4 protein-coding genes are annotated in these 11,741 nt (G+C 74.1%); 2 read left to right on the top strand and 2 right to left on the bottom strand.

Annotated elements, in window-relative coordinates:
- The first annotated feature begins 1 nt into the window (after position 1).
- A complete protein-coding gene (gene hemA, locus OG294_RS36210; RefSeq protein ID WP_327070800.1) occupies positions 2-1,228 on the top strand; it encodes a 5-aminolevulinate synthase in 1,227 nt (408 codons plus the stop codon).
- Between the two features lie 59 nt (positions 1,229-1,287).
- Positions 1,288-2,823, top strand: a complete 1,536-nt coding sequence (locus OG294_RS36205; RefSeq protein ID WP_327070799.1) for a long-chain-fatty-acid--CoA ligase — start codon at positions 1,288-1,290, stop codon at positions 2,821-2,823.
- 6 nt (positions 2,824-2,829) lie between these two features.
- Here OG294_RS36205 and OG294_RS36200 read toward each other — a convergent pair whose 3' ends face one another.
- Both OG294_RS36200 and OG294_RS36195 read right to left on the bottom strand, forming a co-directional pair.
- The gene (locus OG294_RS36200) at positions 2,830-3,507 is read right to left on the bottom strand and encodes a response regulator transcription factor (protein WP_327070798.1); all 678 of its coding nucleotides are present in this window, start codon (positions 3,505-3,507) and stop codon (positions 2,830-2,832) included.
- 164 nt (positions 3,508-3,671) lie between these two features.
- Positions 3,672-11,738, bottom strand: coding sequence for a non-ribosomal peptide synthetase (locus OG294_RS36195; protein WP_327070797.1), 8,067 nt, complete (start codon positions 11,736-11,738; stop codon positions 3,672-3,674).
- Between the last annotated feature and the right edge of the window lie 3 nt (positions 11,739-11,741).

Genomic DNA, 11,741 nt, shown 5'->3' with positions numbered 1-11,741 from the left:
CATGACCCAGCATCTGGACTTCTTCGCCGACGAGTTGGACAAGCTCGGTGACAACCGCCGGTCCTTCCTGGAGATCGGCCGGCGCGCCGGCCAGTTCCCCAGCGCACTGGCCCGCACCGGATCGCTCGGCCCCGGCCAGGAGGTCAGCGTCTGGTGCAGCAACGACTACCTCGGCATGGGGCAGAACCCCTCGGTACTGGAGGCCATCAAGGGCGCGGTCGACGCCTTCGGCGCCGGCTCCGGCGGTTCGCGCAACATCGGCGGGACCAACCACTACCACGTCCTGCTGGAGCAGGAGTTGGCCGAGCTGCACCGCAAGGAGGCGGCGCTGCTGTTCAGTTCGGGCTACTCGGCGAACGACGGCGCGCTGACCGTGCTGGCCGGCCGGATGCCCGGCACCCTGGTCTTCTCGGACGAGCTGAACCACGCCTCGATCATCGACGGCCTGCGGCACAGCGGCGCCGAGAAGCGGATCTTCCGGCACAACGACACCGCCCACCTGGCGGAGCTGCTGGCCGCCGCCGACCCCGAGCGGCCCAAGCTGGTGGTCACCGAGTCGGTCTACTCGATGTCCGGCGACATCGCCCCGCTGGCCGAGATCGCCGAGCTGGCCGCCCGCTACGGGGCAACCTCGTTCCTGGACGAGGTGCACGCGGTGGGCATGTACGGGCCCGAGGGCGCCGGCATCGCCGCCCGGGAGGGCATCGCGGACCGCTTCAACGTCATCATGGGCACCGTGGCCAAGGGCTACGGCACCGCGGGCGGCTACATCGCCGGCAACGCCGTGCTGGTGGAGGCGGTCCGCAGCTTCTCGCGGCCCTTCATCTTCACCACCTCGCTGGCTCCGGCGCTGGCCGCCGGTGCGCTCGCCGCGGTCAAGCACCTGCGCGCGAGCGAGGTCGAGCGCGATCGGCTGCGGGAGAACGCGCTGCTGCTGCACCGGCTGCTGAACGAGCGGGGCATCCCGTTCGTCTCGCCGGACACCCACATCGTCTCGGTGCTGGTCCGCGAGGACCTGCTCTGCCAGCAGGCCTCCGCCCTGCTGCTGGAGCGGCACGGCATCTACGTCCAGTCGATCAACGCGCCCAGCGTGCGGACCGGTGAGGAGATCCTGCGGGTCACCCCGTCGGCCACCCACACCACCACCGACGTGGAGAAGTTCGCCGAGGCGCTGGACAGCATCTGGGACGAGCTGGCGCTGCCGCGCGAGGCGGTCACCGCCCGCTGACGGGCCGGCCGGCCGGCCCGCGGGTCGGCCGGCGCCCTCACCCACCGAAGGAGAGGCGCATGTCCCTGTCCCTGGCGGCCGTGCTGGCCGAGGCCGCGGCGCGGCGTCCGGAGCACCCCGCGCTCGTCTGCGGCGACCGGACGTACGACTACCGCACGCTCTGGCACCGGGCGCGGCAGTACGCCGCGGCGCTGGCCGCCGAGGGCGTGCGGCCCGGGGACCGGGTGGCGCTGCTGATCGGCAACCAGGTCGAGTTCCCGCTCACCTACTTCGGCGCGCTCGCCCTCGGCGCCGTGGTGGTGCCGGTGAACGCGCTGCTGAAGGCGCGCGAGATCGAGTACGTGCTGCGCGACGCCGGCTGCCCTGCGCTGGTCTGCGCCGGTCCGCTGCTGCCCGAGGGGCGGGCGGCGGCCGCGGCGGCCGGGGTGCGCCTGCTGACCGTGGACGCCGCCCCGGAGCCCGGCGCGAGCAGCCTCGCGGAGCTCGCCGAGCGCTGCGAGCCCGTCGAGCGCCTGGTGCCCCGCGAGCCGGGGGACCTCGCGCTGGTGCTGTACACCTCCGGCACCACCGGGCACCCCAAGGGCGCGATGCTGACGCACCTGAACGTCACGCTGAACGTGACCATCGGGATGGAGTCCCCCTTCGACCTGCGGGCCGGGGACGTGCTGCTGGGCTGCCTGCCGCTGTTCCACACCTTCGGCCAGATCTGCGGCATGGCCACCTGCTTCCGGGCCGGCGCCACCCTGGTGCTGATGGAGCGCTTCGAGGCGCCGCGCGCCCTGGCGCTCATGGCGGAGCACGGCTGCACCGTGCTGATGGGCGTGCCCACGATGCTGCTGGGCCTGCTCGACGCGGCGGAGCAGGACGCCCGCCGCCCGCCGCTGGACCGCGTCTTCAGCGGCGGCTCGGCGCTGCCCGTGCCGGTCCTGGAGCGGTTCGAGGAGGTCTTCGGCTGCCGGATCTACGAGGGCTACGGCCTGACCGAGACCTCGCCCGTGGTCGCCTACAACCAGCCCGCCTGGCCACGGCGGGCCGGCACGGTGGGGCGGCCGATCTGGGGGGTCGAGGTGGAGATCGCCCGGGCCGGGCTGGAGGGCCGGATCGAGCTGCTGCCCACGGGCGAGGTGGGCGAGATCGTGGTGCGCGGCCACAACGTGATGGCCGGCTACCTGGGCCGGCCCGAGGCCACCGCCGAGGTGCTGGTGGACGGCTGGTTCCGCTCCGGCGACCTGGGCGTGAAGGACAAGGACGGCTGCCTGTCGGTCGTCGACCGCAAGAAGGACATGGTGCTGCGCGGCGGGTACAACGTCTACCCGCGCGAGGTCGAGGAGGTGCTGGTGCGCCACCCCGCCGTCGCCGAGGTGGCGGTGATCGGGGTGCCGCACGAGCGGCACGGCGAGGAGGTCTGCGCGGTGGTGCGCACCCGGCCCGGCGCCGAGCCCGGACCCGGGCTCGGCGCGGAGCTCATCGCCTGGAGCAAGGAGCGGCTGGCCGCCTACAAGTACCCCCGGATGGTCGAGTTCGTGGACGCCTTCCCGCTCGGTCCCAGCGGCAAGATCCTCAAGCGGGAGCTGCGGACGGCTCTGCTCGGCTGAACGGGTTCACACCGGCAGCAGCCCCACGTCCCTGGCCCGGACCGCGGCGAGCGTGCGGTTGGGGCAGTTCAGCTTGGCCAGGATGTTGCCCACCAGCCGCTTCACCCCGTGCTCGGAGATCAGCAGCCGCCGGGAGACCTGCTTGTTGCTCAGGCCGTCCGCGACCAGCCGCAGCACCTGCAGCTCCCGGGGCGTCAGCGCGGCCCCGGCCGGGACCGGCTGCGGCGGGCCGGCCTGCGGCACCCGCGCCGCCCGCATGACCAGCCGCTGGGCCAGGCTCGCCGACACGTAGAACTTGCCCGCCATGACGTCGCCGACCGCGTCCGCGAGGGTCCGCGGCTCCAGCTCCGACCAGTCCAGGAAGCCCTGCGCGCCGCAGGCCGCCATCCACGGCGCGTCCAGCGCGTCCGGCCCGTCGACCAGCAGCAGCAGGCCGGGTCCGTCCTCGCAGAGCCCGCGCACCGCGTCGCGGGTGTGCTCGGGCTCCAGGTCGGCCGCCGCCGCGAGCAGGAGGTCCAGCCGCTCCCCCTCGCACCCGTGGATGGAGTCGCCGCCGAAGCCCAGATGGCGCACCGAGGCGGTGCGGACGGTCGAGCGGAGCATGCCCTCGATGCCGTAGCGGTGAATCGTCTTCTTGATGACCAGGGCGATGCGCTCCCCGGCATCGATCGCCTGACTCGCCAATGTGAGGCTCCTTCGGGTGGTTCTGGGTGGTTCGCTGATCCGAGTGGATCGCTGCTCGGTGGATCGTGGGTCGTGACGGTGGTCGTGACGGTCGTGGTGTCCGTGACGGTGGTGCTGCGGCCGGCCGCGGTCCGGGTGCGGCCCGGGACCGCGGCCGGGTCGGGCTACCCGGCCTGCTGCGACAGCAGGGCCACCTCGGAGTCCGGGGTGGCCACGACCTCCCGCAGCAGCCGCTCGTAGGCCCGTGCCAGGCGCTCGGCCGTGCCGGGCGCGAAGAGGTCGGTGCTGTACTCCAGGTAGCCGTGCAGGCCCTCCTCCCCCTCCTGGGCCACCAGGTTGAGGTCGTAGCGCGTGGTGCCGGAGTCGAAGGCCAGCGGGTGGACCGCGAGTGCACCCGGCCCGCCGGCGCCGCCGGTGGCCGCCGCGGTGCCCGGCAGCAGGTTGAACACCACCTGGCAGAGCGGCGGGTGGGCCGGGTCGGGTGCCGGTGCCAACTCCCGGACCAGGTCGGCGAAGGGCAGGTCCTTGTGCTCGTGGGCCTCGGCCGTCACCTGCCTGACCTGCGCCAGCAGCTCGGTGAAGGTGCGGTGCCCGGCCGGGTCCAGCCGCAGCACCAGGGTGTTGACGAAGTAGCCCACCAGCTGGTCCAGTTCGGCCCTCGGCCGGTTGGTGACCGCGGTGCCGATCGCCAGCTCGCTGCCCCGGCCCGGCTCGGTGTGCGCGCCGAGCAGCACGGCGAAGGCCGAGAGCAGCAGCTGGTACAGCGTGGCGCCGTGCTCCTTGGCCAGCTGCCGGAGCCCGCCGAGCAGGTCGAGCGGCACCCCGAAGGCGACCGAGGCGCCCTGGTAGGACTTCACCTCGGGGCGCGGGTAGTCGGTGCGCAGTGCCAGGCAGCCCGGCAGTCCGGCCAACTGCCGCCGCCAGTAGTCCTGCTGGCGGTCGAGCTCGGCCGCGTCCAGGACGCCGCGCTGCCAGCGGGCGAAGTCGGTGTACTGCAGCGGCAGCGGTGCCAGGCCCGGCTCCTCGCTCTGGCTGAACGCCTGGTAGAGGCTGAGCAGTTCGCTCAGCACCAGGTTGACCGACCAGCCGTCGAAGACACCCCAGGGCCGGCTGAGCACGGCGATGTGCTCCTCCTCGCCCAGCGCCAGCAGGTGGGCCCGGAGCTGGTGGTGGCCCTGCGGGGCGAAGGGGCGGGCCCGCTCGGCCCGCAGCCACGGCTGCACGGCCGCCGGCTCGACCGGCAGGACGTCGACCGTGAAACCGTCGACCGGGTGCACGCGTTGGGTGACGCCCGACGCGCGCACCAGGTAGCCGGTGCGCAGCACGGCGTGGCGTTCGACCAGGGCCCGCACGGCGCGCGCGTAGGCCTCGCGGTCCAGTCGGCCCTCGATCCGGAAGGCCATCTGCACGTTGTCGTGCGCGGCACCCAGGTGGGCGGGCCGGTTCAGGAACCACAGGTCGCTCTGCTGCAGGGCCAGCGGCGCCTCCTCGTCCGCCTGTCCGGCGGCGGGCAGCAGTGGCACGCTCTCCCGCTCGGCGGGCGCCGCCTGCTCCAGCGCCCGGGCCATCCGCTCCACCGTGGCCCCGGTGAGGACCAGTTGGAGCGGCAGCTCCGCGCCGGTCTCCTGCCGGGCCCGCAGGGTGAGCCTGGTGGCCAGCAGCGAGTGGCCGCCGAGGTCGAGGAAGCTGTCGCGCACCCCGACCCGGCTCAGCCCGAGCAGTTCCGCGATGATCCGGCACAGGGTGCGCTCGGCCACGGTGCGCGGGGCGAGGTAGACCTGCTGGGCCAGGTCGCTCTCGGCCGGTGCGGGTAGCGCCCGCTTGTCGATCTTGCCGTTGGGCGTGACCGGCAGCTCGTCCAGCACCACGAGGACGCCGGGGACCATGTAGTGCGGCAGCCGCCCGGCCAGGTACTCCTTGAGCCGCCGGGCCAGTTCCGGGCCGCCCGCGGCGCCTTCGCCGCCCGCGCTGCCTTCGCCGTCCTCGCTGTGCTTGCCGTCCTCGCCGTCCTCGCCGTCCTGCTCCGCGAGCCACTGCGGCGCGGGGCTCAGGTAGCCGACCAGCGAGACGGCCTCCGCCGACCCGCGCGGCACCACCACGGCCGCGCCCACCGCGGGGTGACCGAGCAGCGCACTCGCGATCTCGTCCGGCTCGACCCGGAAGCCGCGCACCTTGACCTGGTCGTCCGCGCGGCCGAGGTAGTCGAGCACGCCGTCGGAGCGCCACCTGACCAGGTCGCCGGTGCGGTACATCCGCGCGCCGGGGGTGAAGGGGTCGGCCACGAAGCGCTCGGCGGTCAGCTCCGGGCGGTCGAGGTAGCCGCGGGCCAGGCCCTCGCCCGCGATGTACAGCTCGCCGGCCGCGCCCGTCGGCGCCAGCCGCAGCGCCGGATCCAGCACGTACACCCGGGTGTTGTCGACCACCGAGCCGATCGGCACGCCGGTGGCCTCCGGCTCCGCGCGGTACTGCCAGGCGGTGACGGCGCCGGCCTCGGTGGGCCCGTAGCCGTTGAACAGCTCCACCGCGGGCAGGGCCCGCGCGAGCCGTTCGGCCAGCTCCACGGGCAGCGCCTCGCCCACGGCCTCCACCCGGCGCAGCTCGGTGCAGTGGGCCGCGTCCGGCTCGGCGAGGAAGGCGGCGAGCATGGACGGCGCGAAGTAGACGTCGGTGACCCGCTGTTCACGGATCAGCCGGGCCAGGTAGGCCGGGTCCCGGTGGCCGTCCGGACGGGCGATCACCAGCGCGCCACCGACCTGGAGCGGCCAGAACAGCTCCGGCACCGAGATGTCGAAGCCGACCGAGGTCTTCAGCAGCAGTCGCCCCTGTTCGCCCAGGCGGTAGCGGCGCTGGTTCCAGGCCAGCCAGTTCGTCCCGGACCGGTGCGGGACCATCACGCCCTTGGGCCGGCCGGTGGAGCCGGAGGTGTAGAGCACGTACGCGGTGTGCTCGCCGGTCACCGCGACACCGGGGTCGGTGCCGGGCCGCCCGGCGGTGTCCGGCAGCTCCTGGTCCAGCACGAGCAGCGGCTTGCAGTCGGCGAAGATGCCGTCCACCCGCTCCTGCGGCAGGTCGGGCTCGATCGGCAGGTACGCAGCCCCCGTCTTGAGCACCGCGTAGACGGCGGTCACCAGCTCGACGGAGCGCGGCAGCCTTATCGCCACCAGCTGCTCGGGGCCGGCGCCCTGCTCGATCAGCCAGTGCGCGAGCCGGTTGGCGCGCGCGTTGAACTCCGCGTAGCTGAGCTCCTGGTCCTCGAAGACCAGCGCGGTCCGCTCCGGGGTGCGCGCCACCTGCGCCTCGAAGGCGGCCGTCAGGGTCGGCTCGGCCGCCCGGTGCGCGGCGCCCCGCCACTCGGTCAGCAGCCGGTGGCGCTCGGCGGCGGGCAGCACGTCGATGTCCAGCGCCGCGGTGCGGTCGCCGTCGCCCTCGGCCAGCGCGGCGACGATCCCGGCGAGCGCGCGCTCGACGTGGTCGGCGAGCGCCTCGGGGAGCACCGCGCCGTCCACCTGGACCTCCAGCGACAGTTCGCTGCCGAAGTCGTCGAGCGAGACGGTGACCGGGTAGTTGATCGCGTCCCCGGCCGCCAGGAAGCGCACCCCGGCGTCGTTGATGGTGGGCGCGGGCTCGGCACCGCCGCCGGGCTCGAAGTGCCGGAAGTTGACCACCGCGCTGAACAGCGGCGCGTCGCCCGCCATCCCGCTGCAGCGCTGCGCCAGGCTCAGCGGGCTCTGCTCGTGGACGATCAGGTCGCGCAGCCCGGCGTCCACCTCGGCGATCAGCTCGCGCACCGTGCGGCCGGCCAGCCTGGCCCGCAGCGGCAGCGTGTTGATGAAGTTGCCGAGCATCCGCTCCACCCCGGGCACGCCCTGCAGGCGGCCGGAGAGCACGGCGCCGAAGACCACGTCGTCACGCCCCGCGGCGGCGGCCACCACGCACGCCCAGGCGGCGTGGAAGAGGCAGGCCGGGCTCAGCCGCAGGCGCCGGCCCTGCGCGCGCAGCTCCTCGGTGAGCGGGGCGGGCAGCGTGCGGCGCAGCTGGCGCACCCGGCTGCCGTTGCCGCGCACGTCGGTCAGGCCGAACGGCGTGGTCGGCTCGGTGAGGTCGCCGAGCACACCGCGGAAGTACTCCGCGACTGCCTCGGGCTCCTGGTGCCGCAGGGTGTGCGCGACGAAGTCGCGGTAGGGCGCGGGCGGTGCCAGCAGCCCGGTGCGGCCCGCCAGGTGCAGGCCGAGCTCTTCGAGGGTGAGCCGCAGCGAGGTGGCGTCCTCGATCAGGTGGTGGGCGTTGAGCAGCAGGTAGCGGCGCGGCGATCCCGGGTCCTCGGCGACCAGCAGCCGCAGCAGCGGGGCGCGCTCCAGCGGCATCCGGCCGAAGGCGTTCAGCAGGGCGCGGGCCTGCTGCTCGGCGTCCTCGCCGGGCTCCAGCAGCACGCGCTGCACGGGCAGTTCGGCGGTGCGGTGCACCACCTGCACGGGTGCGGGCAGGCCGCTGGTGAGCACGGCGGTGCGCATCACGTCGTGCCGGTCGATCACCGCCTGCAGCGCCCGGGTGAACGCCGTGCAGGCGGCCTCGTCCTCGGCGACGTAGAGGGTGGAGACCAGGTACGGGTCCTGGTCCGGGTCCATCAGGTGGTGGAAGAGGATGCCCTCCTGGGTGGAGACCAGGGGGTAGACGTCCTGGATGTTCGGCGCGCCGCCGGGCACCGCGGCCACGATCGCGTCGAGCTGCTGCCGGCTCAGGTCGATCAGCGGGAGCAGCTCGGGGGTGAGCTCCTCGCACCCCGGCGGGATCAGGTTCGGCGGGGCGGTGTACTGCGCCACGGCCTCGTCCTGGTCGATCCGGGCCGCCAGCTCCGCGAGCGTGCCGGCGCCGAACACGGCGCGCACGGTGGTCCGCCGGCCGAGCTCACCGAGCCTGGCCAGCAGCACGGTGATCAGCAGCGAGTGGCCGCCCAGGGCGAAGAAGTTGTCCTCGGCGCCGATCCGGGCCTCGTCGAAGCCCAGCAGCTCGGCCCAGAGACCGGCCAGCAGCCGCTCGGTCGGGGTGCTCGGGGCGGTGTAGGCACGCTGGGCGAAGGCGTCGATGCCGGGGGCGGGCAGCGCCTTGCGGTCGAGCTTGCCGTGCGCGGTGACGGGCAGCTCGGGCAGCGTCACGAAGGCGCTGGGCACCATGTACTCGGGCAGCGCGCGCTCCAGGTGGCGCACCAGCTCGGCCCGGAGTCCGGCGGCGGCGGAATCGGAAGCGGCCGGCTCGGCGGCGCCGTGGTCGGTCAGCACGGTGTACGCCACCAGCCGGCGGTTGCCCGGCTGGTCCTCCCGCACCAGCACCGCGCACGAGGCCACCGCCGGGTGCTCGGCCAACCGGTGCTCGATCTCGCCCAGTTCGATCCGGAAGCCGCGCAGCTTGACCTGGTCGTCGGCCCGGCCGAGGTACTCCAGGGTGCCGTCCGGCAGCCACCGTGCCAGGTCGCCGGTGCGGTACATCCGCGCGTCCGGGCCCTCGCCGAAGGGGTCGGGCACGAACCGCTCGCGGGTCAGCTCCGGCTGGTGCAGATAGCCGCGGGCCAGGCCGGCGCCCGCGATGTACAACTGGCCGACGCACCCGATGCCCTGCGGCTCCAGCGCCTCGTTCAGCACGTGCAGCCGGATGTTCTGGATCGGCCGCCCGATCGGGACCAGGCGCGGCTGCGGCCCGGCCGGCACCGGCCAGTAACTGACGTCCACGGCAGCCTCGGTGGGGCCGTAGAGGTTGTGCAGCGGCGCGCTGTGGCGCTCGTGGTGCCGGGCGCAGAGATCCGGCGGCAGCGCCTCGCCGCTGCAGAACACCTGCCGCACCGAGGTGCACCGGGACCAGCCGGGCTCGGCCACCATCGAGCGCAGCATCGAGGGCACGAAGTGCAGCGTGGTGACGCCGAACCGCTGGACGGCCTCCACCAGGTAGCCGGGGTCCTGGTGGCCGCCCGGCTCGGCGACGGCCAGCCGGGCGCCGGACAGCAGCGGCCAGAAGAACTCCCAGACCGAGACGTCGAAGCTGAACGGCGTCTTCTGCAGCACGACGTCGTGCTCGGTCAGGCGGTACTCGTGCTGCATCCACTCGATCCGGTTGACCGCCGCCCGGTGCTCGATCATCACGCCCTTGGGGCGCCCGGTGGAGCCGGAGGTGTGGATGACGTACGCCAGGTGCTCCGAGGTCAGGCCCAGCTCCGCCGCCGGGAGGTTCTCCTCGCGGCCTGCGGCGGGAGACGGACCGTCGCCGTCGGCGCCCAGGATCCGGCCGTCGGGGTGCAGGACGACCAGCGAGGCCGCCGCCAGCGGCTCGGTGTCCAGCCCCGGCTGGGTGAGCACCACCCGGGTGCCCGAGTCGGCGATCAGCTCGGCGATCCGGGCGGCCGGGTGGGCGGGGTCGATCGGCAGATAGGCGCCGCCGGCCTTGAGGCTGCCCAGGATGCCGGCCACCATCTCGGCCGAGCGCCGCGCGCACAGGCCGACCAGCCCGTCCGGCCCGATCCCGCGGTCGCGCAGCGCGTGGGCGATCCGGTTGGCCCAGGCGTTGAGTTCGGCGTAGCTCCAGGAGCGGTCGTCCTCGACCAGCGCGATGCGCTCCGGGTGGCGCGCCACCGCGTCCTCGAAGAGCTGGTGCAGGCAGCGGTCGGCCGAGAACGGGCGCGCGGTGTCGTTCCAGGTCTCCAGGACCTGGCGCCGCTCGGCCGCCCCGATCATGCCGAGCCGGGACAGCCGCGCCGTCGGGTCGGCCGCGATGGCGGCCAGCAGCTCGGTGTAGTGGCCGATGAAGCGGGTGATGGTGGACCGGTCGAACAGGTCGGTGTTGTACTCGACGGTGCCCACCAGGCCGTCGGGTGTCTCCCGCAGGTCGAGCGTGAGGTCGAACTTGGTGACGCCGGCGTCCGACTCGATCGCGGACAGCTCCAGCCCGCCCAGCCGGGCCACCCGCTCGGTCTGCGCCTGCTGGAGCACGAACATGGTCTGGAAGACGGGCGAGTGGCTGAGGCTGCGCTCCAGCTGGAGCGCGTCCACCACGGCCTCGAACGGCACGTCCTGGTGCTCGTAGGCGGCCAGCGCCGTCCGCTTCACCTGGGCGAGCAACTCGGGGAAGGCCGGGTCGCCGGAGAGGTCGGCGCACATCACCAGGGTGTTGGCGAAGAAGCCGATCAGCCCCTCCAGCTCCAGCCGGTTGCGGCCCGCCACCACGGTGCCGACCGCCACCTCGGGCTGGTCGGTGTAGCGGTGCAGCACGATGCTGTAGGCCGCCAGCAGCGTCATGTACAGGGTGGCGTCGTGCTCCTCGGCGACCCGGCGCAGCCGCTGCAGCAGCTCGGCCGGGCACTGCAGGCTCTCGCGCGCCCCCCGGTAGGTCTTGACCGCCGGGCGCTCCCGGTCGGCGGGCAGCGACAGCCGCGGCTCGACGCCCGCCAACTGCTGCTTCCAGTAGGCGACCTGGCGCTCCTGCAGACCCTCGGCCAGCCGCCCGCGCTGCCAGTGGGCGAAGTCCGCGTACTGGACGGGCAGCGGGGCGAGCGGGTCGGGCAGCCCCGCGTGAAACGCGCCGTACAGGGCGGTGACGTCCCGGATCAGCACGCCCACCGACCAGCCGTCCGAGACGCCGTGGTGCATCGTCACCAGCAGCACGTGGTCCTGCTCGGCCAGTCGCAGCAGCCGGATCCGGATCAGCGGGTCGTGCTCCAGGTCGAACGGCGCGGCGGCCTCCTGCCGGCAGAGCTCCGTCAGCTCGGCCGGGTCGGCCAGCTCCTCCTCGGCGACCGTGATCCCGCCGCCGTCGCCGATCCGCTGGTACGGCACGCCGTCGCGCTCCACGAAGCGGGTGCGCAGCGCCTCGTGCCGCTGCACCACGGCCGCCAGCGCGCGCAGCAGCGCCGGGCGGTCCAGGCTGCCGCGCAGCCGCACCGCCATCGGGATGTTGTAGGCGGCGCTGGAGCCGTCCAGCTGTGCCAGGAACCAGAGCCGCTGCTGGGTGAAGGAGAGCCGCACCGGCTCCTCGGCGGAGCGGGGCGGCCGCGGGATGGTGTCCAGCGCGTCGAGCACGTCCAACGGGCCGGGCCGCTCGGGCGCGTCGAGGCCGTCGAGCCGGTCGAGCGCCGCGAGGTCGACGCCCTGCTGCCGGAGCAGCGCCACCAGCGCGCGCCGGCGCTTGGCGGGCAGCGAGCGGATCCGCTGGACCAGGTCCGGCCCGGTGGACTGACTGGTGGTGCTCATCGT

It is taken from the genome of Kitasatospora sp. NBC_01302 (assembly GCF_035976515.1).
Lineage (GTDB): Bacteria > Actinomycetota > Actinomycetes > Streptomycetales > Streptomycetaceae > Kitasatospora.
Note: the sequence above shows the minus strand (reverse complement) of the source record. Positions and strands in the feature narration are given on the sequence as shown.